The organism is Stenotrophomonas sp. NPDC047960 (genome assembly GCF_043204395.1).
GTDB lineage: Bacteria > Pseudomonadota > Gammaproteobacteria > Xanthomonadales > Xanthomonadaceae > Stenotrophomonas.
This window is the reverse complement of record NZ_JBIDBX010000005.1, coordinates 343127-365820: the sequence shown is the minus strand read 5'-3', so window position 1 is coordinate 365820 and position 22694 is coordinate 343127. Positions and strand designations below refer to the sequence as shown.

Below are 22694 nucleotides of genomic sequence, written 5' to 3'. Positions count from 1 at the left end.
TAGCGTACCGGCATTCAACGGGAAACGGGGTCAAGCCTTCCTCACGGCCCCGCAGGGGCCCGTCTCAGCCTCCGCGCTTGGCGCGCGCGAAGGCGTCAGCCAAGGCGTTGTTGGCCGGCGGTACGCTGCTGCCCGGGCGTGGGCCAGCGGCCGCGCCACGACCGCCCGGCCGGGCACTGCCGCCCTCGCGCCGGCCGCCGCCGGCCGCGCGTGGGGCGCGCTCGCCCGGGGCCCTCGCCGGGGTGGGGCTGTCGTCCAGCCGCCGGGTCAGCGCAATCCGCTTGCGTGCCACATCGACCTCCAGCACTTTCACCTTGACGATGTCGCCGGCTTTGACCACGTCACGCGGGTCCTTCACGTAGGTGTCGGACAACGCCGAAATATGGATCAGGCCATCCTGGTGCACGCCGATGTCCACGAACGCGCCGAAGGCGGCCACGTTGCTGACCACGCCTTCGAGCACCATGCCCGGCTTGAGGTCCTTGATCTCTTCCACACCGTCGGCAAAACGCGCGGCCTTGAACTCCGGGCGCGGGTCGCGACCGGGCTTTTCAAGTTCCTTGAGGATGTCGCGTACGGTCGGCAGGCCGAAGGTGGCGTCGGTGAACTGTTCGGCCTGCAACCCGCGCAGGAAGCTGCCATCACCGATCAGCGCCTTGATCGGGCGCGCGGTCGCGGCCACGATACGCTCCACCACCGGATAGGCTTCCGGGTGTACCGAGGAGGCATCCAGCGGCTGGTCGCCGTCGGCGATGCGCAGGAAGCCTGCACACTGTTCAAAGGTCTTGTCACCCAGCCGCGGCACTTTGAGCAGGTCCTTGCGGCGCTTGAACGGACCGTTCTCGTCGCGGTGGCGCACGATGTTCTCGGCCACGGTGGAGGACAGCCCCGACACCCGCGACAGCAGCGCTGCCGAGGCGGTGTTGACGTGCACGCCGACGGCGTTGACGCAGTCCTCCACGCGCGCGTCCAGTGCCCGCGCCAGCCGGTATTGGTCGACGTCGTGCTGGTACTGGCCCACGCCGATCGCCTTCGGTTCGATCTTCACCAGTTCGGCCAGCGGATCCTGCAGGCGCCGCGCAATCGAGACCGCACCCCGGATCGATACGTCCAGGTCCGGAAATTCCCTGGCCGCGAACTCAGACGCCGAATACACCGAGGCACCGGCTTCGCTGACCACGATCTTCTGCAGCTTCGCGTCGCCCAGCGCCTGGATCGCTTCGCCGGCAAGTTTGTCGGTTTCGCGGCTGGCGGTGCCGTTGCCGATCGCGATCAGCTCCACGTTGTGCTTCATGCACAGCTGCTTGATGGTCTGCAGCGACTGGTCCCACTGGCGACGGGGTTCGTGCGGGTAGATCGTATCGGTGGCCACCAGCTTGCCGGTGGCATCAACCACGGCGATCTTGCAGCCGGTGCGGATGCCGGGGTCCAGTCCGAGCACCGTCCTGGGCCCTGCCGGCGCGGCCAGCAGCAGGTCCTTCAGGTTGTCGCCGAACACCGCGATGGCCTCGGCCTCGGCCTTCTCGCGGGCCTGGTTGAACAGGTCCAGCAGCAGGTGCATGTGCAGCTTCGCGCGCCAGGTCAGGCGACAGGCGTCGAGCAGCCAGCGGTCAGCCGGACGGCCCGCGTCGCGGATCCCGGCCCTGAACGCCACGCGGCCTTCGGCATACACGTGGCCGGCTTCCGCATCGCTGCCGGGGTCCAGTTCCAGGAACAGAATCTCCTCGCGGCGGGCGCGGAACAGCGCCAGCAGGCGGTGCGAGGGAATCCTGGCCAGCCCCTCGGCGTGCTCGAAATAATCGCGGTACTTGGCACCCTGCGCTTCCTTGCCTTCGGCCACGCGTGCACGGATCACGCCGTGCTCGCCCAGCCAGGCGCGCAGCTCACCGACCAGCGCGGCGTCTTCACCCCAGCGCTCCATCAGGATCGCGCGCGCGCCTTCCAGCGCCGCCTTGGTGTCGGCCACGCCCTTGTCGGCGTCGACGAAGCCGGCCGCGAACACCTGCGGATCCAGCGTTGGGTCTTCCAGCAGGCCGTCGGCCAGCGGTTCCAGCCCGGCCTCGCGTGCGATCTGGGCGCGGGTGCGGCGCTTGGGCTTGTACGGCAGATACAGGTCTTCCAGCCGCGATTTGGTGTCTGCGGCCAGGATGTCATGGCGCAGTTCGTCGCTGAGCTTGCCCTGTTCGTCGATGCTGGCCAGCACCGCTGCGCGGCGCTCTTCCAGCTCGCGGAGGTAGGTCAGCCGGCTTTCCAGGTTGCGCAGCTGGGTGTCGTCAAGGCCCCCGGTGACCTCCTTGCGGTAGCGGGCAATGAACGGAACGCTGGCGCCTTCGTCGAGCAGGGCGATGGCGGCGTGCGCCTGGGCAGGCTGGGCACCGATTTCGTCGGCGATGGTCTGGGCGATCTGCTGGGCGAGCTTGAGGTCTGGCATTGCGTCCGGCCGAAGCCACTATGCGGAAAACACCGATTGTGGCAACGCGCGGCGGCGGGGGAAACCCGTTGACATTGTCATACCCCGCAGGTACCGACCGCGGGGCGGCAGGCGTCATCGGTAATGCTGCGCCGCACGCGCCTTCACCGCTTCGTCCTGCAGCGATTCCAGCGCCATGACCCGGATCCTGCCCAGCCCCTGCAGTTCCATGAAGCGCTCGGTGTAGATCTCCGGGCCAATGTCGGTATCGGCGCGTGATTTGCTGAAACCGTAGGGCACCAGGCCCTTGTCGCCATCCTTGCTACCACCGACATAAAGAACGATTGCCATGTGATGTGTTCCTCCAGAAACGTCGTGCATGTCCTTCGACGCACAGCTTAGCGCGCTCAACCCGAGTGGTTTGTCAGAAGGCTAATGACGTTTCTTTGCATGCAGATGACCTCGCGTTGCGGGCGCGTTGTCTAGCGTCTTTTCAACGGCCACCAGCCGTGGCCGTTCAGCGCGTACAGGTCCGCCGCCCGCTCGAACGGGTTGCGGGCGCTCACCCCGCCGCACAACAGGTACACCGGCAGGTAGAACGGCCCCAACACCAGGTACTGGTAGACATGTGCGCGCTCGTGATCATGCAGGCCGATGACCGGTTCGGTGCAGTGCCCGGCCTGGTGCGCATAGGTCCGGCAGGGGATGTCGAGGCTGGCGCCGGTGTGCAGAATTACATTGCCCAGGGTGATCGCGCCACCCGGTCCCCAAGGGTACTCACGGAACACCAGGGCGACGTCACGTCGGCTCCAGTACGGGCGTGCGCCGGCCAGCATCCCGGCCAGTCCGCCCAGCACGCCGATCAGGGTGTTGGGCGAGGTCCAGACCGCGCCCAGTCCCTGCAGCGCGCGCAGCGCCAATGGCGGCAGGCTCAATCGGCCTCGTTGGGGATCAGCAGCCACAGCACCAGATACACCAGGATGCCCGGAAACGCGGCCGACGCCAGCGACACGAGCACGAACAGGACCCGCAGCAGAGTCGGGCTCCAGCCGAAACGGTGGGCAATGCCGCCCATCACCCCGGCAATCATGCGGTCGTTGAGCGAGCGCGACAGCGTGCGGGGGGCGGTGGTATTCATGGCGGGATCCTCCAGCAGTAGTGCGGGGAACAGTAGCGCAGCGGGTGTGTAGCCGGTGCGTTGATGGAAAATCCCGCGTCCCTGGTTCAGCGCGGCTTCCGCAGCGCCTGCAGGCGCGCACCGAACCATGCCGCCGCCGTCTGCTCGGGCTGACCCGGGCACGCGATCCGGTACGGCCTGCCGCTCATGCTGCTCTGGCTGGCGGCCCGCTCGATGAACTGCTCGGCGGTATCGACCTTGTCCTTCTTCAGCAGGTAATCGTACTTGCGCTGCAGGTGTGCCCGCGCTTCGGCGGCGTCGTGCCAACTGCCGTTGCGCTGGAAGCGGCAGGACGACCCGTCCAGCGCGCCGATCAGGGCGGCGATCTCGCGGCGGGCCGCTTCGCTGGGCGCTGCCGTGACGCTGCCATTGAAGGCACCCAGCGCGATCATAAGTGCCAGCGTCCAGCGGATGTCCATCAGCTGCGCTCCGCCAGCCAGGCCGATATCGTACCTGGCACTTCGCGCTGCGCGCGGCCGGAGACGTAGATGCCGATATGGCCGCCGCGGAAGCTGCTTTCGGTGTAGTCGCTGCTGCCGATCCGCCCGCCCATCGCGCGCGACGCATCCGGCGGCACCAGGTGATCCTGCTCGGCGTAGATGTTCAGCACCGGCAGGGTGACCTGGCGCAGGTCGACGTGCTCTTCGCCGATCGTCACCCCGTCATGCATGAGGCCATTGCCCTGGTAGAACTGTTTGATGAAGTCACGGAAGGCCTCACCGGCCAGGTCCGGCGAATCGAAGATCCACTTCTCCATGCGCAGGAAATCCTGCAGCGCGGCCTTGTCGTCGAGAATATCCAGCAACCCCACGTATTTCTGGATGTTGAGCCGGAATGGCTTGAGCATCAGGTAGCTGGCGTTCATCAGGTCGGCCGGGATGTTGCCCAGCGTATCCACCAGCAGGTCCACGTCCACCTGCCGCGCCCAGTGCGAGAGCATGTTGTCCGGGGTCTGGAAATCCACCGGGGTCACCATGGTGATCAGGTTGGCCAGCTTGGGCTGGCGCAACGCGGCGTAGCACAGTGCGAACACCCCGCCCTGGCAGACCCCGAGCATGTTGACTGGTGCGCCGTCATTGGCGGCCACCAGGTGGTCGACGGCGCCATCGACATAACGCAGCAGATAGTCTTCGAGCGTCTGGTAGCGCTCCGAGCGGTCCGGGTAGCCCCAGTCCAGCACGTAAACGTCGTGCCCCAGCGCCAGCAGGCGCTGGACCAGCGAGCGGTCGGCCTGCAGATCCACCATGTACGGGCGGTTGACCAGCGCGTACACGATCAGCAGCGGAGTGCGCTGTACCGGCGCCTGCCCACCGACGAAGCGGTACAGCGTGACCTTGCCGTCGCGCCAGACTTCCTCGCGCGCGGTGGCGCCGTAGTCCACGTCCTCCACCGACGGCAACAGCTTCAGGCCGTCCATCAGCTTGCGCTGCATGGACAGCGTTTCCTGCAGCAGGTCTTCGGCGTTGAAACCGAGTGGTCCCTTCATGGTGCCGCCTTGCGCGCACGCGGCTTGGGCGCGGCCTTTTTTGCAGCCTTCCTTGCCGGCTTTTCCGCAGCGGGCGACGGCGACGGCCTGGTTGCCGCAGCCATGCGCCGTACCAGCCGTTCCAGTTCGGTGATGCGCCGGTGCGCGGCATCCATCTCGGTGCGGGTCGGCAGGCCGAACGCCTCGCTGATCCGCTCCACTTCCTGCTGGGCCGCGCCGCGCAGGCGCATCTGCGCGTTGCCGAGCGCGGCGTAAACCTGCTGGAACGGCTCGGACATCGCGACCTTGGCGTAGGCCTCTTCGGCCGCCTCGATCCACAGGTCGAACATCGCGCGCGCGCTGGTCAGCTGGTTGCCTGGCTGCTCATGCTCGGCGAGGCGCTGCTCGAAGAGGGTGAACGCCTCGTCCAGCGCCCGCTTGATCTGGTCCACGTAGTCACGGGCGTGACCCTGGTACTCCTGCTGGGCGCGCAGCAGCGCCTGCCAGCGTGCCTGATGTTCGCGGCCGGGGCCGAACGCGGGGCTCTGCAGCCACGGCTCGAAGTCCCGCTGCAGCCGCTCCAGCAGCGCCAGCAGGTCGGGACCGCCGGCCTGCGTGTGCCCACGTGCGCCTTGCAGCATCCACTTGAGCAGGCCGTCGCCCTGCCCCTCCACGGCTTCACGCCACGCCTGGGCGATATCGGCACTGCTGCTGTCCCGGCCGGCAAAACGCGCGGCGACCTGCTGCATGGTGCCGTACCAGCCGCCGGCCTGTTCGCGGAAGCGGTGCACGGCGTCTTCGGACTGGCGGTTGCCCGGGTTGGACATCAGCTGCGCCCAGCCTTCGATGGTCTGCTGCCAGGTGCCCGGCGCGGCGCCGGCCGTGTCGGCCCCGGGCGGCCCCGCGGCGTGTCGCAGCGCATCGCCCCAGGCGCTGAAGTACTGCCGGGCCAGCGCCTCGAAGTCGCCTGCGTCGTGGCCGCCGCCCGCGGTACTCATGGCTTGGGAATGCGCAGGGTCTTGCTGATCATCAACGACCCCGACAAGGCAAACAGCAGCACCAGCGGGTGCAGCTGCCACGGCCCCAGCTGCCAGCGCCCCAGCCACAGGTCCTGGCCGATGGCGCCCATGCTGGCGGCGACGGCCAGCACCACCACCAGCGCCAGGCTGGTGGGGATGGGGGTGCCCTCGAAGTACGGCACCTTGTCGCCTTCGCCCGCCAGCGCTTCGGCGGTCACGTTGTAGCGGGCCAGCCGGCTCACGCCGCAGCACACGAAATAACTCAGCACCAGCCAGTCCCAGCCGCCCTGCATGCCGCAGGCATAGGCCAGCGCGGCCGGGGCCACGCCAAAGGAAATCACGTCCGACAGCGAGTCCAGCTCGCGGCCCAGCGTGGAACTGGACTTGCGCCAGCGCGCGATCCGCCCGTCCAGCGCATCGAAGATGAAGGCCAGCGGGATCAGCGCCATGCCGAACAGCAGGTAGCTGCGTTCGCCATCCTGCAGGAAGCGCATGGCCGCAAACACCGCACCGGTACCGCAGAACGCGTTGGCCAAGGTGAACCAGTCGGCCAGCTGGAACTCGCGCAGCATCGTGAAGTGACGTTTCATGGAAGCTCGGTGGGCGGCAATGCCGAAAGAGTACCGCGACCGGGCCGAACCGGGACAGCCTTCACGTACGCCGACCTTCGCGCCTGGCTCACGCGACGCTGACGGGCGGCGAATTTTTCGCCACCCATCTTGACAGCCATGGGGGCCGGTCGGTGCCGCGCGTTATCCACAAACTTACGCACCGGTCATCCACACCCCCTGTGGATAAGCCCAGCCTATCGTTAAAGCCGGGTGTACGACCAGGACTGCATCGTGCCGTCGCGATAGGGCATCACCCCATGGAACGGGCGCGGGTCGTCGTCGAACACCAGCGGCAGGAACTGACGATCGCCCTCCCACAGCGGCAGGGTCTCCAGCTTGTCCACGTCCACCCATTCCAGGGTGCCTTCGGGATTGGAGGTCAACGGCGTGCCGGTGAAGTCGTCGATGACGAACACGAAACCGAACCAGTCTTCGCCGTGCTTGCCGAACCCGGGCCAGCTGATGGTGCCGCGCATGCGCATGGTGCCGCACTCGATCCCGGCTTCCTCCAGGATTTCCCGGCGCATGCCGGCGGCCACGTCCTCGTCGCGCTCGACCTTGCCGCCCAGTCCGTTGTACTTGCCCAAGTGCTGGTCACCCGGCCGTGCGTTGCGGTGGATCATCAGGGCCTGGCGACCATCGGGCGACAGCACGTAGCCCAGCGTGGCCACGATCGGGGTATAGGGCATGGAGGCAACAGCTCACAGGACACGATCGCCGATTATGCGCGATCCGTGCCGGGCCGGTCGCTCAGCCGGCGATCTGGGCGCGGCGGGTGTCGGCCGGGGCCGGCAGCGCATCGGGGTCACGCTGCAGCGTAGCCACCCCATGCCCACGCTCGGCCAGGTATTCCAGCCACTTGCCGAGGAAGGTGTTCATGCGCATGCGGTGGCTGATCAGCTCGGCCGGCGGTGGGTACATGCCCACCACATCCTGCCAGCGGCGGCCCACGTAGCAATGGGTGGTCTCGGCCTGGCGCGCATCGCGGTACAGCCGCACGTAGGCCGACGGGTCGGGCTGGCCGGTCACCGGGTCGGCGAAGTCGTAGGTCAGGCGCAGTTCGACCGTGTAGGGATGGCATTCGATGACGTCAAGCCGCACATCCAGCCCATCCCCCACCGAGGACACGTAGCTGCCCGGTTCCAGCCCGGCCGGTTCGAACAGCCGCACCAGGTGGCGGTAATTCTCGGCGTACAGGCCCATGAGCCAGCTCAGGCGGCTGAGCCGGGGAATGCGTTCGATGCGGGGCGATGCCTGGGCCATGTATCCGATCCTACACGTTGAAGAATCCAACGTGGGGACGGCAGCGACCGTCCAAAAGGGGCGCCCCGCGCCGGGTAGCTCACGACCGTTGGTCCGGTAGCTCACGACCGTTGGTCGTGAGCCCTAATAAAGCTCCCGCTGCAACCCCAACGTGGTCAACACCTTGCTCGAGATTTCCTCGATCGAGGTATGGGTGGTGCTCAGGGTGGGAATGCGCTCCATCCGGAACATGGTCTCGGCCGCGGCGACCTCGCGCCGGCAGGTCTCCAGGTTCGCGTAGCGCGAGTTCGGGCGGCGCTCCTGACGGATCTGCTGCAGACGGTCCGGGTCGATGGTCAGCCCGAACAGCTTCTTGCGGTAAGGCCGCAGCCGGGCCGGCAGGCGGTCCTGCTCCAGGTCCTCATCGGTCAGCGGGTAGTTGGCCGCCCGCACCCCGTAATGCAGGGCCAGGTAGATGCAGGTCGGGGTCTTGCCAGCCCGCGATACCGCCACCAGGATCACGTCGGCATCGTCATAGTTGATCGCGATGCCGTCGTCGTGGGTCAGCGCGAAGTTCATCGCGTTGATGCGGCGATGGTAGGTCTCGAAATCCACCATGCCGTGCGCCTGGCCCACCCGGGAATGGCGGTTCACGGCCAGCTCACGCTCCAGCGGCTCGATGAAGGGGGCGAAGACGTCCAGCATCAGCCCGCCGCTTTCGGCGAGGATCATGCTGAGCCCGCTGTCCACGCAGGAGCTCACCACGATCGGCCGGACCTGGTAGCGCTCCCCCGCCGCCCGGATCCTTTCACACGCTTCGCGGGCCTTTTCCGGATCGTCGATGAACGACATCCGGTCGGTGATGAAGCTGAACCCGGAGAACTGGGTCAGCAGGCTATGCCCAATGGTTTCAGCGGTGATACCGGTTCCATCGGATACATAAAACACCGGACGGATGGTCGACATGCGCCTTTTACCCCCTCTGAAGCTTAAAAAGGCCGACGATACAAGCTTGTGCCGACGGCGGTATGCCCGGCATCATATCGGCTTCTTCCTACGGACGTGGCCATCCAAGCCCGCCTCGGGCGATGGCCAAACGGAGCATCGCGCTTGAACGAGAATATCCTGTGGTTGCACGAACTGCGCCTGGCCGACCTGGCCCGCGTAGGCGGCAAGAATTCGTCGCTGGGCGAAATGATCGGCAACCTTGCCGGTCTGGGGGTTTCTGTCCCCGGCGGTTACGCAACCACCGCTGAAGCCTTCAAGGACTTCATCGCGCACAACGATCTGTCCAAGCGCATTTTCGACAGGCTGGCCACGCTGGACGTGGAAGATGTCGCCGCGCTCACGGCTGCCGGCAAGGAAATCCGCGGCTGGGTGATCGACGCGCCGCTGCAGCCGCAGCTGGACCAGGACATCCGCAGCGCCTACCAGCAGCTCTGCGACGAAAACGGCGGCGGCGACGTGGCCGTGGCGGTGCGTTCGTCGGCCACCGCCGAAGACCTGCCCGACGCTTCTTTCGCCGGCCAGCAGGAAACCTTCCTCAACGTCACCGGTGCCGACGATGTCGTGCACAAGGTCAAGGAAGTGTTCGCCTCGCTGTATAACGACCGTGCCATCGCCTACCGCGTGCACCACGGTTTCAAGCACGAAGACGTGTTCCTTTCCTCGGGCGTGCAGCTGATGGTGCGCTCGGGCGTGGGTTCGTCCGGCGTGCTGTTCACCCTGGACACCGAATCGGGCTTCCGTGACGTGGTGTTCGTGACCTCCAGCTTCGGCCTGGGCGAAATGGTCGTACAGGGTGCGGTCAACCCCGACGAGTTCTACGTCTACAAGCCCACGCTGAACGCCGGCAAGCCGGCCATCCTGCGCCGATCGCTGGGCAGCAAGGCGATCCGCATGGTGTATTCGGATGTCCCGGGCGAGCGCGTCCGCATCGAAGACACCCCTGTCGAGATCCGCAACACCTTCTCGATCAGCGATGAGGACGTGCAGGAATTGTCGAAGCAGGCGCTGATCATCGAAAAGCATTACGGCCGCCCGATGGATATCGAGTGGGCCAAGGACGGCGTGAGCGGCAAGCTGTTCATCGTGCAGGCGCGCCCGGAAACGGTGAAGTCGCGCGGCCATGCCACCCAGATCGAGCGTTTCGCACTGAACCAGAAGGACGGCAAGGTGCTGGCCGAGGGTCGCGCGGTGGGCGCCAAGATCGGCGCGGGCGTGGCGCGTGTGGTCAAGTCGCTGGAAGACATGGCGCGCGTCCAGCCGGGCGACGTGCTGATTGCCGACATGACCGACCCCGATTGGGAGCCGGTGATGAAGCGCGCCTCGGCGATCGTCACCAACCGTGGCGGTCGTACCTGCCACGCCGCGATCATCGCGCGTGAGTTGGGCGTGCCGGCCGTGGTCGGCTCGGGCAACGCCACCCAGGTGCTGCAGGATGGCCAGGAAGTGACGGTCAGCTGCGCCGAGGGCGACACCGGCTTCATCTACGAAGGCAAGCTGGACTTCGAGCGCACCACCACGGACCTGGGCAACATGCCGCCGGCGCCGTTGAAGATCATGATGAACGTGGCCAACCCGGAACGTGCCTTCGACTTCGGCCAGCTGCCGAACGCCGGCATCGGCCTGGCCCGCCTGGAGATGATCATTGCCAGCCACATCGGCATCCATCCCAACGCGCTGCTGGAATACGACCGCCAGGATGCGGCCACGAAGAAGAAGATCGACGAGAAGATCGCCGGTTACGCCGATCCGGTCAGCTTCTATGTGAACCGCCTGGCTGAAGGCATCGCCACGTTGACCGCGTCTGTGGCACCGAATCCGGTGATCGTGCGCCTGTCGGACTTCAAGTCCAACGAATATGCCAACCTGATCGGCGGCAGCAGCTACGAGCCACACGAAGAGAACCCGATGATCGGCTTCCGCGGCGCCAGCCGTTATGTCGATCCGAGCTTCTCGGCTGCCTTTGCGCTCGAATGCAAGGCCGTGCTGCGCGTGCGCAACGAGATGGGCCTGGACAACCTGTGGGTGATGATTCCGTTCGTGCGCACGCTGGAAGAAGGCCGCAAGGTCGTCGAGGTGCTGGAACAGAACGGCCTGAAGCAGGGCGAGAACGGGCTGAAGATCATCATGATGTGCGAGGTGCCGTCCAACGCGCTGCTCGCCGATGAGTTCCTGGAGATCTTCGACGGCTTCTCGATCGGTTCCAACGATCTGACCCAGCTGACGCTGGGCCTGGACCGCGATTCGTCGATCGTGGCGCACCTGTTCGACGAGCGGAATCCTGCGGTCAAGAAGCTGCTGTCGATGGCGATCAAGGCCGCACGCGCCAAGGGCAAGTACGTGGGCATCTGCGGTCAGGGCCCGTCCGATCATCCGGACCTGGCCGAGTGGCTGATGCAGGAAGGCATCGAGTCGGTGTCGCTGAACCCGGACACCGTGGTCGATACCTGGCTGCGGTTGGCCAAGCTCAAGGCCAAGGGCTGATAACGAAAAACCCCGCTTCGGCGGGGTTTTTCGTGGATCAGGCCTCCACCCCTTCCGCGATCGGATAGTCGGTAAAACCGGCCTCAGCCCCACCAAAGTACGTGGCCTTGTCAGGAGCGTTCAACGCCAGGCCCTGCTGCAGGCGAGCCGGCAGGTCGGGGTTGGCGATGAACGGTCGGCCGAAACCGATCAGGTCGGCCCAGCCCTTGGCCAGTGCTTCCTCGGCGCGCTCAACCGTGTACTTGCCCGCATAGATCAGGGTGCCGCGATAGATCATCCGCAGCGCTTCCTTGAACGCCACCGGCATCATCGGGGCGTCTTCCCAGTCCGCTTCGGCGATGTGCAGATAGGCCACGCCGATGCTGTCGAGGATGTGCGCGGCGGCCAGGTAAGTGGCCTGCGGGGTGTCGTCGACGGCGCCCTGAAGGGTGGTCAGCGGGGCAAGGCGCACGCCGACACGGTCGGCGCCCACTTCGGCGGCGACCGCTTCGGCGACTTCGCGCAGGAAACGCAGGCGGTTCTGCAGCGAACCGCCGTAGCCGTCGGTACGCTGGTTGGCCCGGGAATCGATGAACTGGTTGATCAGGTAACCGTTGGCCCCGTGCAGTTCAACGCCGTCGAAGCCGGCGTCGATGGCGCGGCGGGCGGCCAGCGCGTAATCGCGCACGATCTGCGGGATCTCGGTTATCTCGAGCGCACGCGGCATGGAGTGCTGGACCATCTCGCCTACCCCGCCCTGCGGACCGGTGCCGGCGACGTCGACGAAGACCTTGACGCCGTCGGCCTGCAGGGCCGAGGACGAGACCGGCGCTGCGCCGTTGGGCTGCAGGTCCACGTGCGAGATGCGGCCCACGTGCCAGAGCTGGGCGAAGATGCGGCCACCGGCGGCGTGCACGGCGTCGGTGACGCCGCGCCAGCCGGCAACCTGGGCGTCGTCGTGGATGCCGGGGGTCCAGGCGTAGCCCTGCCCCTGCGGGCTGATCTGGGTGCCTTCGCTGACGATCAGGCCGGCCGAGGCGCGCTGGGCGTAGTACTGGGCCATCAGCGGAGTGGCGACGTTGCCGGTGGCGGCGCGTGAGCGGGTCATCGGCGGCATGACGATGCGGTTGGGCAGGGTCAGCGGACCGAGGCGGTAGGGGGTGAAGAGCATGGGGGTTCCTTGCTGGAGACTGTGGCAAGGATGGGGATCACAGGCTGTTGGGAACAGGCCTTTGGCGGCAATAGTGTTGTGCCGTGAATGCAATGATCGGGGCCCGACATCGTAGCGACACGCCATGCGTGTCCCACGACAACGGGCCGGTGCAGGCGCATCGGCTGCGAACGGACCGCCCGGGACACGGGCGGCGTGTCGCTACGGAATCTCGCCTGCCAGTTGGTTGTAGGCGGCACGGACTGTTTCGTAGCCGTACTGGCGTTCGAGGCGGCGCACGATGAAGTGGCCGCGGGCCATGTCCTGGTAGTAGTCGGTGAACATCGTGTTCAGGGTGGCGCCAGCCACCGCGCCGATGATCGGCACCGCTTGGGCGGCGAACTTCTCGGTGACCACCACGCCGAAGCGCGCGGCCACCTTCTCGACGATCTTGGCCAGCCACTTGCCGGCCTCCTTCGGGGTCAAGCCGATCATCACCCCGCCACCGCCGACCGCCGCGCCAGCCAGTTCGGCCGACAGGTGGCGCATCACTTCGGCGGTGAAGCCACGGGTGATGTAGTAGCCGGTCTCACTGGCGTCGTCCTGGCCGGAGTTGCCGCCCAGCGCGAACACTTCCAGGCAGGCGTGGCGGGTGCCCATCTCGCTCAGGTCGAAGCCTTCGCTGCGCGCCACGTCGGCGACCGAGCGCATCATGATCGTGGTCGACACCGGCAGTTCGAGGAACAGCGCGGTGAAGCCGAACGCACCGCCCAAGGCACCGGTGGTGGCGGCCGCCACCTTGTGCCAGCGCGTGGACGCGGCCTTGCCCGGGGTGTTGTCCATGCTCCACAGCGCGGCCTGCGCCGACTTGAACAGCGCCGCCTCGACCGCCCCGTGGATGCGCCGCGACACCGACTGCGGCAGCTTTTTCACCGCGAACTCCAGCGGCGAACCGATCAGGTTGGCCATCTTGGCGGTGAGCGTGGGCGATTCCAGCAGGCCGACCGCCCGCTGCAGGTCGGCCCAGTCCTGCGAGGTAGGCAGGATCTGCGCTTCCAGCGGCGGCGGCACGATACGGACGATATGGCTCATGCCCGGATCATACCGCCCGCAGATTGAATGAAGCACCACGGTAGCCCCGGCCAAAGGCCGGCGCCATCGTCAGGCTGCCGGAAGCCCTGAGAGAGCGCCCATGTACTGCCTGTAGTGGCGCAGTTCGGCGATCGAATCATGCACATCGCTCAGCGCGGTATGGCTGGAGGTCTTGCCCACGCCGGCGGCGACGCTGGGCGCCCAGCGCCGGGCCAGCTCCTTCACCGTGGACACATCCAGGTTGCGGTAGTGGAAATACTTCTCCAACCGCGGCATTTCACGGTGCAGGAAACGACGATCCTGGCAGATCGAGTTGCCACACATCGGCGATGCGCCGGCCTTGATCCACTGCGCCAGGAAATTCACCGTCTGCGCCTCGGCCTGAGCCACGGTCACCTGGCTGTCGACCACGCGCTGCCAGAGCCCGGAACGGCGGTGCTGGTTGCGGTTCCATTCGTCCATCGCTTCCAGACGCTCCACCGGGTGGTGGATGGCGAACTCCGGGCCTTCGGCCAGCACGTTCAACTGCGCATCGGTGACGACGGTAGCGATCTCGATGATCGAATCGTTGTCGGTATCCAGACCCGTCATCTCCAGGTCGATCCAGATCAGTCGTTCGCCTTCAGCACCGTTGTCCGCCATGTCCTTCCCTTGTGCAGAGTGTAATGCACATGATACCGCCTCTGCGGCGCGGCCCTGCCGTGAATTCATTCCAGCAGCAGCGGCGGTTTGCCGCGCTTGGCCCGGAAATAATTGGTCAGCCGGGTGCTGGCCTGTTTCGCCAGCACCCCGCCGTGCAGCTCCACGCGGTGGTTGTGGCGCGCGTCACCCAGCAGGTCGAATACACTGCCGCAGGCACCGGTCTTGGGATCGGTGGCCGCGTACACCAGCCGCGCCACCCGCGCATGCACCACCGCCATCGCGCACATCGCGCACGGCTCCAGCGTCACGTACAGGGTGCTGCCAAGCAGCCGGTGGTTGGCCAGCACCCTGCCCGCCTGCCGCATCGCCACGATCTCGGCATGGGCACTGGGGTCGTGGTCGGCGATATTGAGGTTCCAGCCCTCACCCAGCACCGCGCCGTCGCTGCCGACAAGTACGGCCCCCACGGGAATCTCGTTGAACTCGCGCTCGGCGCGTTCGGCCAGGCGCAGCGCGTGCTGCATCCAGTACTCGTCCTGGTCGTGCACCGGCACGCCCAGCGGCGGCGGCGGTGGCAGGCGCTCAACCACCGCCGTCGGCCTTGCGGAGGAACGCGTCGAAGGCGGCCAAGGTGGCCTCGCTGACGTGGTGCTCGATGCCTTCGGCGTCGCGCCGGGCCGAATCGGGATCCACGCCCAGGGCGAGCAGGAAGCGCTCCACGGTCTGGTGTCGGGCCCGCATTTCCACGGCAAGCTGTTCGCCGGCCGAGGTCAGGAACACCCCCCGGTAGGGGCGCTGGACCGCCCATCCTTCCTTCACCAGGCGCTTGAGCGCCTTGGCCACGGTCGGCTGTGCAACGCCCAGCCGGGTGGCGATATCGACCTGCCGCGCCTCGCGGCCGTCGGCGATCAGGTCGGCAATCAGCTCCACGTAATCTTCCACCAGCTCCGAGCGCCTCGCCTCGCGCACCTGCACGAACCCCTCCACATGCACCTGGGCATCGATCAGTGGGGTGGGCGTCCTGGCTCGGGTGGGCGACATGCGCCCAGTTTAGCGAACCTGCCGCTGCAGCGGGGTTTCGAACAGCACCGCCCCTTCCAGGTTGCGCGCCACCAGCAGGCCGCCATGTGCCCGTGCGAACTCGTGGGCGATGAACAGCCCCAGCCCCAACCCCCGGCTGTCGTGGAAACTGGCCTTGAACGGTTCGAACAGACGCGGCAGCAACGCTTCCGGAATCTGCCCGGCATTGCGCACCTGCAGCCGCAGTGCATCGCCGGGCAAACCGCGCACCTGGACCTGCACCGGTGCGTCGCCGCCATGCAGCACCGCGTTGCCGATCAGGTTGGAGAGCAGCTGCGCCAACCGGTCCGGGTCGCCCTGCAGACGGGTATCGCCCTCCACCTGCAGTTCGATCCTGGCCTTCGGGTGGGCGCGGCCGATCTCGTTGACCACCACGGCGGCCACTTCCGCCAGGTCGCATTCCTCGGTCTGCAGACGCAGGCCACCACTGCGGATCCGCGAGAAGTCCAGCAGCTGCTCGACCATCCGCGCCATGCGCACCGCGCTGTTTTCCAGGTGGACCAGGGTCTGCTGCGCAGACGGGTCGTCGGGCAGGTCCAGCGACAACTTGTCGGCACACAGCAGGATCGCCGACAGCGGGGTGCGCAGGTCGTGGGTGAGGACCGCCATCATGGTTTCATTGAGCTTGAGCGCGTGCTCCAGCGCGTGGTTGCGCGCCTTGAGCAGCTGCTTCTGCTGGTAGAGCTCGATGAACACGTTGACCTTGCTCATGATCACCTGCGGCTCGATCGGCTTGTGCAGGAAATCCACCGCGCCGCTTTCGTAGCCCTTGAACGCGCGCACCGGATCGTTCGGCGAGGCGGTCAGGAAGATGATCGGCACATCGCGGCTGCGCTGCGAGCCGCGCATCAGCTCGGCCAGCGAAAAGCCATCGATCTCGGGCATGTGCACGTCCAGCAGCGCCAGCGCCACTTCGTGCTCCAGCAGCAGTTCCAGCGCTTCGGCACCCGAGGCCGCGCACAGGATGTCCAGGCCGTCGCGGCGCAGCAGCGCCTCCATGGCGACCAGGTTCTGCGGCACGTCATCGACGATCAGCAGGTTCACACGCTCGGTGGCCGGCGACGTGGTGGGCTCGATCAGATTCATCGGGTAAGGCCTTTCATGCGCATGCATAGGGAGGTGAGCGTCAGCACCGCGTCGGCGCCGGCATGGGCCAGCGCAGCGGCTGGCATGATCGGGGAATAGGCATCATCGGGGCTCTGGATCCAAGCCTGGCCCCCGGCACGGCGCACCGCGGCAACGCCGGCGCTGCCATCATTGCTGGCCCCGGTGAGCAGGATGGCCAACACGCTGCTGCCGAACACCTCGGCGGCGCTTTCAAACAGCGGGTCGATCGCCGGCCGCGAATACAGCACCGGCGGATCCACCGACAACGCCAGGCTGCGGCGGTCTTCGACCAGCAGGTGGTAGTCCGGCGGCGCGAACGTAACGGTGCCGGCCACCAGGGGCTGCTTGTCCTCGGCCTCGCGCACCGGCAACGGGCAGCGCACATCGAGCAGGCCGGCAATCCGGCTGGGGCGGTCGCGTGGAAGGTGCAGCACCACCAGCACCGGCATCGGCAGGTCTGCCGGGAGCGCAGCCAGCAGCTGCTGCAGCGCGCTCACACCGCCGGCGGAGGCACCGACCACCACCAGCTCGAACAGGGGCAGCTCCACCGCGGCATTCATCAGGCCAGCTTCCGATACAGGCGCTGCTCGCGTGCGCAGGCTTCGAACGCATCGGCATGCTCGCCGAACTGCAGCGACTCCTTGCTGCCCAGGCCCAGGAAGCCGCGGTGCACCAGCGCTTCGTGGAACAGCCCGATGGCACGGTCCTGCAGGGCGCGCTGGAAATAGATCAGCACGTTGCGGCACGACACCAGGTGCACTTCGGAAAACACCGTGTCGGTGGCCAGGCTGTGGTCGGCAAACACGATGTTGCGCTTCAGCCGTCGATCGAACACCACGCTGCCGTACCCGGTGGTGTAGTAATCCGACAACGAACCGCTGCCACCGGCTTCGAGGTAGTTGCGGCTGAACTGGGCCAGCCGGTCCAGCGCGAACGCGCCGGTTTCGGCCGCCTCCAGCGCATCGGGGTTGATATCGGTGGCGTAGATGATGGCACGGTCGAGCAGCCCCTCTTCCTGCAGCAGGATCGCCAGCGACCACACTTCCTCGCCGGTGCTGCAGCCGGCGATCCACAGCTTGATCGACGGATAGGTGCGCAGCACCGGGATGGCATGCTCGCGCAGCATGCGGAAGTAGGCGGGGTCACGGAACATCTCCGAGACCTGCACGGTGAAATACTGCATGGCCAGCGCGAAGGTCTCCGGCTCATGCAGCAGCCGGTGCTGCAGCGCGCCCATGTTGTCGCAGTCGAACCGCGCCATCGCGTGGCGCATGCGCCGGCGCAACGAGGCCAGCGCGTAGTCGCGGAAGTCATAGTGGTAGCGCTGGTATACCGCCTCCAGCAGCAGCCGCAGCTCCAGGTCGAACAGATCGGCCTCGTTCATCGGCGGGAACACCACACGCGGCACAGCGAAACCAGCTTGTCCACGTCGATCGGCTTGGCGATGTAATCGTTGGCACCGGCCTGCAGGCAATGCTCGCGGTCATCGGGCATGGCCTTGGCGGTCAGCGCGATGATCGGCAGATCGCGCCAGCGGTTGTCGCGGCGGATCTCGCGCATCGCGGTCAGCCCGTCCATCTCCGGCATCATGATGTCCATCAGCACCAGGTCGATGTCCGGCCCCAGGCGTTCGAGCGCCTCGCGGCCGTTGCGGGCGATCTCCAGCTTAACCCCCAGCGGTTCCAGCACGCTGGACAGGGCGAAGATGTTGCGTACATCGTCTTCCGCCAGCAGCACGGTACGCCCGTCCAGCACCGCATCGCGACGGCGCGCTTCGCGCAGCAGGCGCTGCTGGTCGCTGGGCAGCGAGGCTTCCACGCTGTGCAGGAACAGGGTTACTTCATCGAGCAGGCGTTCGGGCGAGCGTGCGCCCTTGATGATGATGCTCTTGGAATAGCGGCGCAGGCGCTGCTCTTCGTCGCGGGTCAGCGCACGCCCGGTGTAGACGATGACCGGCGGGAAGGCCACCGCCTCGTTGCCGGCCATGTGTTCGAGCAGGTCGTAGCCGGTCCCGTCCGGCAGCGCCAGATCGGTCACCATGCAGTCGAAGGTTGAATCGGCCAGCTCGGCCTTCGCCTCGGCGAGCGTGCCCACCGCGGTGATTTCCAGCTGGTCGCGACCCAGCAGCAGCTGCAGGTTGGAGCGCAGGGCACTGTCGTCCTCGACGATCAACAGGCGGCGCACATCCCGCTCGCTGGTGGCTTCCAATTGCTGGATCGCCTCGACCAGGCGCTCGCGCGTGGCCGGCTTGATCACATAACCGATCGCACCCAGCTCCATCGCCACCTGCGAACGTTCCAGCCCCGACACCACGTGTACCGGGATATGCCGCGTCGCGGGGTCGCGCTTGAGGCGCTCCAACACGCTCAGGCCTGACACATCGGGCAGCCCGATATCCAGCAGCACGCCGTTGGGGCGCAGCTCGGCGGCCAGTGCCAGCGCTTCTTCGGCGGTCTGCGCGACCACGCAGTCGAAGTCAAGCTCATGGGCCATGCCCACCAGCGCCTCGGCGAAGACCACGTCGTCCTCCACTACCAGGATCATGCGCCCAGCGCGGCTGCGGCGGCCGCGGTCATCGACCACGCGCGGTGACTGGGTGGCCGCGGACGTACCGTGGGCGCTGCCGAACAGCGGGGCCGGAGCGGCCGGCCTGGCGGCCGGTGCAGGGCGTACATCGGGCGCCGCCATCGGGGCTGCGGTCGCGGTACCCGCCGCCAGCGGCAGGTCAAGGATGAAGCAGCTGCCGCGGCCCGGTTCGCTGGACACGGAAATGCTGCCGCCCATGCGCGAAGCCAGGTCGCGCGAGATCGACAGGCCCAGGCCGGTGCCGCCGTAACGCCGGCGGGTGCTGCCGTCGGCCTGGCGGAACGCTTCGAAGATCACTTCGGTCTGCGCCTGCGGAATGCCGATACCGGTATCGGTCACCGCAAACTGGACGCGCCCTGCCCCGTTGCCGCGCACCACCAGCGAGACGCTGCCGTGTTCAGTGAACTTGACCGCGTTCGCCAGCAGGTTCTTCAGGATCTGCTGCAGGCGCTGGCCATCGGCCACCAGCTGGCTGGGCGCGTCGGTGTCGGCGCGGATGTCCAGCGCCAGGCCCTTCTGCGCGGCCAGCGGCTCGAAGGTTTCCTTCAGGCGCTGCAGCACGCTGGATACCGCCAGGTTCTCCTCGGCCAGTTCGACATGTCCGGCTTCGATGCGCGACAGGTCGAGGATGTCGTTGATCAGCGCGAGCAGGTCGTTGTTGGACGAGTGGATCGCCTGCGCGTACTTGACCTGTTCGGCGGTCAGCGTGCCGTCCTTGTTGTCGGCCAGCAGCTTGGCCAGGATCAGCGCGCTGTTGAGCGGCGTGCGCAGCTCGTGCGACATGTTGGCGAGGAATTCGGACTTGTAGCGCGAACTGGCCTCCAGCTCGCGGCTGTTCTGGACCAGCTGGCCCTGCGCGATCAGCAGCGCCTGCTGGCGGGCTTCCAGCTCATGGGTGCGCTCTTCCAGCTGTACGTTGGTCTGCTCCAGCTCGGCCTGCTGCTGTTCCAGGCTGGCCTGCGAGTGCAGCAGGCTGCGGCTCTGTTCCTCAAGCTCTTCGTTGGCCACCCGCAGCTCTTCCTGCTGGGTCTGCAGTTCTTCGCTCTGGCGCTGGGTTTCTTCCAGAAGTTCGACCAGCTGCGCGCGCAGCAGCGCGGTGCGCAGGGCCACGCCCAGCGGTTCGGCGCACTGCAGCAGCAGCTCCAGCTCCAGGGCGCGCGCCGGCGACACCCCGGCCCGGCCAAGTTCGACCAGGCCGATCACCACGCCATCGGCAGTGATCGGTCCGAGCAGGCGCTGGTGAACCGGGGTTCGTCCCAGCGCAGTTTCAATTTCCAGCAGGCTTTCGCCTTCTTCCAACCGGCGCGGCTGGCCCTGGCGCAGCACTTCACCCCACTGCCCCGCAGACGCCGGGAGCGAATCGGGCAAGTGCGGCGGCAGCGCGGCCCCGCCCACCAGCAGCAGCCGTTCGCCCTGCAGGCGATACAGGGCGCCCACGTCGGCGTTCAGGCGCGCGCACAGGGTGCGCATGGCCTCATCGGCCAGCACCCGCGGTTCGGGGTCGCCCCGCAGGCTGACTGTCACGGCATTTTCGGCTTCCTGCAGCCACAGCGCGTCGGCGGCGCTGCGGCGGGCCTGGATGGCCTTGATCACGGTCAACGCCATCAGCAGGAAACAGATGCCGCCGATGGTGCGGTTGATGAAGGAGAATGCCGAATTGGTGCTGGCCGGGGCCAGGTGATAGCCCAACGCAAGCAGGATGCAGGAGCCGACCGCTACCAGCAGCGGCGCCTCCAGTCGGCGCTGGAACAGGGTGACGCCTACGGCCATGAAGTAGGTCAGCCACACCGCATAGCCCAGCGGCACCACCAGCTCCGAGGCGATGGTGAAGCCCATCAGGCCGGCCGATGCCAGCCAGATCCAGCGGTCGCGAGCGGTGGGCGCTGCATTCATGCACACGGTTCCAGCGTGAAAAGGGCTTCGATGTTAACCGAACTGTGAATTCGGGCGTTATACGCCAGATGGCGGCGTGTTCAGAACTGTTGTTGACACTATCTTCACACCGCGACTCCTACGGTTCAGCCCCTTACAGGGGGAGTAAAGCCGCCGCCGTGGTCAAGGCAGTCACCGATATTGCGCCGCTAGCCGATGATCGCCTGCAGTTGCAGCTGTTGATCGATCACGTCTCCGATCACGCGATCTATCTGCTCGACGCGCAAGGGTGCATCCGCAGCTGGAACCGTGGCTGCGAGCGGGTCAAGGGCTATTCCACCGAAGAAGTGATGGGGCAGCATGTGCGGCTTTTCTATGCGCCCGACGAGCGCGCGTCCGGCGCCGCCGAACATACCCTCGTCCAGGCCGAACAGCAGGGTCGCTATGCCGGCGAAGGCTGGCGGGTGCGCCGCAGCGGCGAATGCTTCCGCGCCAGCGAGGTAATAGAACCCGTGCGCCAGGATGGCGCCCTCCTCGGCTTCGTGAAGGTCACCCAGGACGTCACCGAGCGCTACCACGCCCAGCGCCTGCTGCAGGATGCGCAGCGGGCGCGCGAGCAGTTGCAGCAGTTCGAGGGCGTCGGCCGGCTCACGCGTGGGCTGGCCCACGAATTCAACAATCTGCTGACTACCATCGGCAACGCGCTGGACCTGATCTCGCTGCGTCCCGGCGCCGACGCGCGCACCCGTGAACTGACCGAACTGGCCCAGGCCGCCGCCGACCGGGGCTCGCTGCTGACCCGCCAGTTGCTGGCGTTCTCGGCCGACCAGACCCTGGTTCGCGAGCCCTTGCAGGTAGCCCGGCTGTTCGAACAGGAACTGCCCGTGCTGCAGCGGGCCTGCCCGGACAACATCCGCCTGCGTCTGGAAGTGCCTTTCGACCTACCTCGAATCACCACCGATGGCGTACAGTTGCATACCGCTGTATTGAACCTGCTGCTCAACAGCTGCGAGGCCATGCCGCAGGGCGGGACGATCACCATCAGTGCCACGGCCGAACACCGCCTGGCCCCGGACCTGGCCAACCCCACGCAGCGCCGCTATGTGGCCATCGCGGTGACAGACCAGGGCAATGGCATGCCGCCGGATGTGGCCGAGCGCGCCAGCGAACCGTTCTTCACCACCAAGGAAGTCGGCAAGGGCAGTGGTCTGGGCCTGAGCCAGGTGTTTGGCTTCGTGTCCCAATGCGACGGCTTCGTCGATGTCCAGACCGCGCCTGGACGCGGCACCACTGTCCGTTTGTTGTTACCTGCCCTAGAGGAAGTCGCGCATGTCTGAGCCCCTTCGTGTGTTGATGGTCGAAGACCAGGACGACCTGCGTGAGCTGATCGGGCAGGCGCTGCGCGATTTCGGTATCGAGGTGCATACGGCGACCGACGGTCCGAAGGCCGTTGAACTGATCGATACGACCGGCGGCTTTGATGTCGTGTTCAGCGACGTCAACATGCCCCAGGGCATGAGCGGACTGGAATTGAGCGCGCACGTCGCCAATGCCCTGCCGAACGCCCGGATGATCCTGTCGTCCGGCTATGCACGGTCCCAGCTGCCGCCGCTTCCGGACAATGTTGAATTCCTGCCGAAACCCTACCGGCTCAAGCAGTTGGTGTCTCTGTTGAAGGAATCCCCGCCGGCGAACTGAAGCGCGGGTGTGAACGCTTCATGCCTGAACGGACCACTTCACGCCGGCTCTGCAAACACGGCGGGATAGTACCTG

At 66.7% G+C, this 22694-nt stretch carries 23 protein-coding genes; 3 read left to right on the top strand and 20 right to left on the bottom strand.

Annotated features, from left to right (window positions below):
• Positions 1-64: 64 nt before the first annotated feature.
• From ACGFZ3_RS13415 to ACGFZ3_RS13365, 11 genes are all read right to left on the bottom strand, one after another.
• Positions 65-2431 carry a Tex family protein gene (locus tag ACGFZ3_RS13415; protein WP_392921865.1) on the bottom strand — a complete coding sequence of 789 codons (2367 nt, stop codon included), beginning with the start codon at positions 2429-2431 and terminating at the stop codon, positions 65-67.
• Between the two features lie 114 nt (positions 2432-2545).
• On the bottom strand, positions 2546-2761 hold the full coding sequence (locus tag ACGFZ3_RS13410) for a hypothetical protein (RefSeq protein WP_392921862.1): 216 nt from the start codon (positions 2759-2761) through the stop codon (positions 2546-2548).
• Between the two features lie 131 nt (positions 2762-2892).
• A complete protein-coding gene (locus ACGFZ3_RS13405) occupies positions 2893-3345 on the bottom strand; it encodes a hypothetical protein (RefSeq protein WP_392921859.1) in 453 nt (150 codons plus the stop codon).
• Entirely contained in the window at positions 3342-3548 is a 207-nt protein-coding gene (locus ACGFZ3_RS13400) for a PspC domain-containing protein (RefSeq protein ID WP_068852656.1), read from the bottom strand. The genes ACGFZ3_RS13405 and ACGFZ3_RS13400 overlap by 4 nt, the downstream gene beginning before the upstream one ends.
• Before the next feature lie 86 nt (positions 3549-3634).
• Positions 3635-3979, bottom strand: a complete 345-nt coding sequence (locus ACGFZ3_RS13395; RefSeq protein WP_392922035.1) for a YfeK family protein — start codon at positions 3977-3979, stop codon at positions 3635-3637.
• Between the two features lie 26 nt (positions 3980-4005).
• On the bottom strand, positions 4006-5073 hold the full coding sequence (phaC, locus tag ACGFZ3_RS13390; protein WP_392921855.1) for a class III poly(R)-hydroxyalkanoic acid synthase subunit PhaC: 1068 nt from the start codon (positions 5071-5073) through the stop codon (positions 4006-4008).
• A complete protein-coding gene (gene phaE, locus ACGFZ3_RS13385) occupies positions 5070-6050 on the bottom strand; it encodes a class III poly(R)-hydroxyalkanoic acid synthase subunit PhaE (RefSeq protein ID WP_392921852.1) in 981 nt (326 codons plus the stop codon). Before phaE ends, phaC begins: the two co-directional genes overlap by 4 nt.
• Positions 6047-6661 (bottom strand): CDP-alcohol phosphatidyltransferase family protein, encoded by a 615-nt coding sequence (locus ACGFZ3_RS13380; RefSeq protein ID WP_392921849.1) that lies wholly within the window; start codon positions 6659-6661, stop codon positions 6047-6049. The genes phaE and ACGFZ3_RS13380 overlap by 4 nt, the downstream gene beginning before the upstream one ends.
• 221 nt (positions 6662-6882) lie before the next feature.
• Entirely contained in the window at positions 6883-7371 is a 489-nt protein-coding gene (locus ACGFZ3_RS13375; protein WP_392921846.1) for an NUDIX domain-containing protein, read from the bottom strand.
• A gap of 61 nt (positions 7372-7432) precedes the next feature.
• Positions 7433-7945, bottom strand: a complete 513-nt coding sequence (locus ACGFZ3_RS13370) for a DUF1249 domain-containing protein (protein WP_392921844.1) — start codon at positions 7943-7945, stop codon at positions 7433-7435.
• 123 nt (positions 7946-8068) lie between these two features.
• Complete coding sequence (locus ACGFZ3_RS13365; protein ID WP_068852678.1) at positions 8069-8890, bottom strand: pyruvate, water dikinase regulatory protein; 822 nt, start codon at positions 8888-8890, stop codon at positions 8069-8071.
• A 144-nt stretch (positions 8891-9034) separates the two neighbouring features.
• Between ACGFZ3_RS13365 and ppsA the strand changes: the two genes are divergently transcribed.
• A complete protein-coding gene (gene ppsA, locus ACGFZ3_RS13360; protein WP_392921841.1) occupies positions 9035-11413 on the top strand; it encodes a phosphoenolpyruvate synthase in 2379 nt (792 codons plus the stop codon).
• A 37-nt stretch (positions 11414-11450) separates the two neighbouring features.
• Here the strand turns inward: ppsA and ACGFZ3_RS13355 are convergent, their stop codons facing one another.
• The 9 genes from ACGFZ3_RS13355 to ACGFZ3_RS13315 form a co-directional block, all read right to left on the bottom strand.
• Complete coding sequence (locus ACGFZ3_RS13355) at positions 11451-12563, bottom strand: alkene reductase (RefSeq protein ID WP_392921839.1); 1113 nt, start codon at positions 12561-12563, stop codon at positions 11451-11453.
• Between the two features lie 201 nt (positions 12564-12764).
• A complete protein-coding gene (locus ACGFZ3_RS13350) occupies positions 12765-13634 on the bottom strand; it encodes an EcsC family protein (RefSeq protein ID WP_392921836.1) in 870 nt (289 codons plus the stop codon).
• A gap of 69 nt (positions 13635-13703) precedes the next feature.
• Positions 13704-14276 (bottom strand): oligoribonuclease, encoded by a 573-nt coding sequence (gene orn / locus ACGFZ3_RS13345; protein WP_392921834.1) that lies wholly within the window; start codon positions 14274-14276, stop codon positions 13704-13706.
• Positions 14277-14341: 65 nt separating this feature from the next.
• Positions 14342-14866, bottom strand: a complete 525-nt coding sequence (gene tadA / locus ACGFZ3_RS13340; RefSeq protein ID WP_392921832.1) for a tRNA adenosine(34) deaminase TadA — start codon at positions 14864-14866, stop codon at positions 14342-14344.
• On the bottom strand, positions 14859-15317 hold the full coding sequence (gene mntR / locus ACGFZ3_RS13335) for a manganese-binding transcriptional regulator MntR (protein ID WP_392921829.1): 459 nt from the start codon (positions 15315-15317) through the stop codon (positions 14859-14861). The genes tadA and mntR overlap by 8 nt, the downstream gene beginning before the upstream one ends.
• Positions 15318-15326: 9 nt before the next feature.
• A complete protein-coding gene (locus tag ACGFZ3_RS13330; protein ID WP_392921826.1) occupies positions 15327-16442 on the bottom strand; it encodes a response regulator in 1116 nt (371 codons plus the stop codon).
• Positions 16439-17023 carry a chemotaxis protein CheB gene (locus ACGFZ3_RS13325; RefSeq protein WP_392921824.1) on the bottom strand — a complete coding sequence of 195 codons (585 nt, stop codon included), beginning with the start codon at positions 17021-17023 and terminating at the stop codon, positions 16439-16441. Before ACGFZ3_RS13325 ends, ACGFZ3_RS13330 begins: the two co-directional genes overlap by 4 nt.
• Positions 17023-17871 carry a CheR family methyltransferase gene (locus tag ACGFZ3_RS13320; RefSeq protein WP_392921821.1) on the bottom strand — a complete coding sequence of 283 codons (849 nt, stop codon included), beginning with the start codon at positions 17869-17871 and terminating at the stop codon, positions 17023-17025. Before ACGFZ3_RS13320 ends, ACGFZ3_RS13325 begins: the two co-directional genes overlap by 1 nt.
• Complete coding sequence (locus ACGFZ3_RS13315; protein WP_392921818.1) at positions 17844-20942, bottom strand: response regulator; 3099 nt, start codon at positions 20940-20942, stop codon at positions 17844-17846. Before ACGFZ3_RS13315 ends, ACGFZ3_RS13320 begins: the two co-directional genes overlap by 28 nt.
• Before the next feature lie 158 nt (positions 20943-21100).
• Here ACGFZ3_RS13315 and ACGFZ3_RS13310 point away from each other — a divergent pair, with 158 nt between their 5' ends.
• Positions 21101-22258 carry a nitrogen regulation protein NR(II) gene (locus tag ACGFZ3_RS13310; protein ID WP_392921815.1) on the top strand — a complete coding sequence of 386 codons (1158 nt, stop codon included), beginning with the start codon at positions 21101-21103 and terminating at the stop codon, positions 22256-22258.
• The gene (locus tag ACGFZ3_RS13305; protein ID WP_392921813.1) at positions 22251-22619 is read left to right on the top strand and encodes a response regulator; all 369 of its coding nucleotides are present in this window, start codon (positions 22251-22253) and stop codon (positions 22617-22619) included. Before ACGFZ3_RS13310 ends, ACGFZ3_RS13305 begins: the two co-directional genes overlap by 8 nt.
• The last annotated feature ends 75 nt before the right edge of the window (positions 22620-22694 follow it).

Bases quoted from the DNA above. Each gene is read 5' to 3' on its own strand.
- ACGFZ3_RS13415 (WP_392921865.1), bottom strand. From the start codon at position 2,431: ATGCCAGACCTCAAGCTCGCCCAGCAGATCGCCCAGACCATCGCCGAC.
- ACGFZ3_RS13410 (WP_392921862.1), bottom strand. From the start codon at position 2,761: ATGGCAATCGTTCTTTATGTCGGTGGTAGCAAGGATGGCGACAAGGGC.
- ACGFZ3_RS13400 (WP_068852656.1), bottom strand. From the start codon at position 3,548: ATGAATACCACCGCCCCCCGCACGCTGTCGCGCTCGCTCAACGACCGC.
- ACGFZ3_RS13395 (WP_392922035.1), bottom strand. From the start codon at position 3,979: ATGATCGCGCTGGGTGCCTTCAATGGCAGCGTCACGGCAGCGCCCAGC.
- phaC (WP_392921855.1), bottom strand. From the start codon at position 5,073: ATGAAGGGACCACTCGGTTTCAACGCCGAAGACCTGCTGCAGGAAACG.
- phaE (WP_392921852.1), bottom strand. From the start codon at position 6,050: ATGAGTACCGCGGGCGGCGGCCACGACGCAGGCGACTTCGAGGCGCTG.
- ACGFZ3_RS13380 (WP_392921849.1), bottom strand. From the start codon at position 6,661: ATGAAACGTCACTTCACGATGCTGCGCGAGTTCCAGCTGGCCGACTGG.
- ACGFZ3_RS13375 (WP_392921846.1), bottom strand. From the start codon at position 7,371: ATGCCCTATACCCCGATCGTGGCCACGCTGGGCTACGTGCTGTCGCCC.
- ACGFZ3_RS13370 (WP_392921844.1), bottom strand. From the start codon at position 7,945: ATGGCCCAGGCATCGCCCCGCATCGAACGCATTCCCCGGCTCAGCCGC.
- ACGFZ3_RS13365 (WP_068852678.1), bottom strand. From the start codon at position 8,890: ATGTCGACCATCCGTCCGGTGTTTTATGTATCCGATGGAACCGGTATC.
- ACGFZ3_RS13355 (WP_392921839.1), bottom strand. From the start codon at position 12,563: ATGCTCTTCACCCCCTACCGCCTCGGTCCGCTGACCCTGCCCAACCGC.
- ACGFZ3_RS13350 (WP_392921836.1), bottom strand. From the start codon at position 13,634: ATGAGCCATATCGTCCGTATCGTGCCGCCGCCGCTGGAAGCGCAGATC.
- orn (WP_392921834.1), bottom strand. From the start codon at position 14,276: ATGGCGGACAACGGTGCTGAAGGCGAACGACTGATCTGGATCGACCTG.
- mntR (WP_392921829.1), bottom strand. From the start codon at position 15,317: ATGTCGCCCACCCGAGCCAGGACGCCCACCCCACTGATCGATGCCCAG.
- ACGFZ3_RS13330 (WP_392921826.1), bottom strand. From the start codon at position 16,442: ATGAATCTGATCGAGCCCACCACGTCGCCGGCCACCGAGCGTGTGAAC.
- ACGFZ3_RS13325 (WP_392921824.1), bottom strand. From the start codon at position 17,023: ATGAATGCCGCGGTGGAGCTGCCCCTGTTCGAGCTGGTGGTGGTCGGT.
- ACGFZ3_RS13315 (WP_392921818.1), bottom strand. From the start codon at position 20,942: ATGAATGCAGCGCCCACCGCTCGCGACCGCTGGATCTGGCTGGCATCG.
- ACGFZ3_RS13305 (WP_392921813.1), top strand. From the start codon at position 22,251: ATGTCTGAGCCCCTTCGTGTGTTGATGGTCGAAGACCAGGACGACCTG.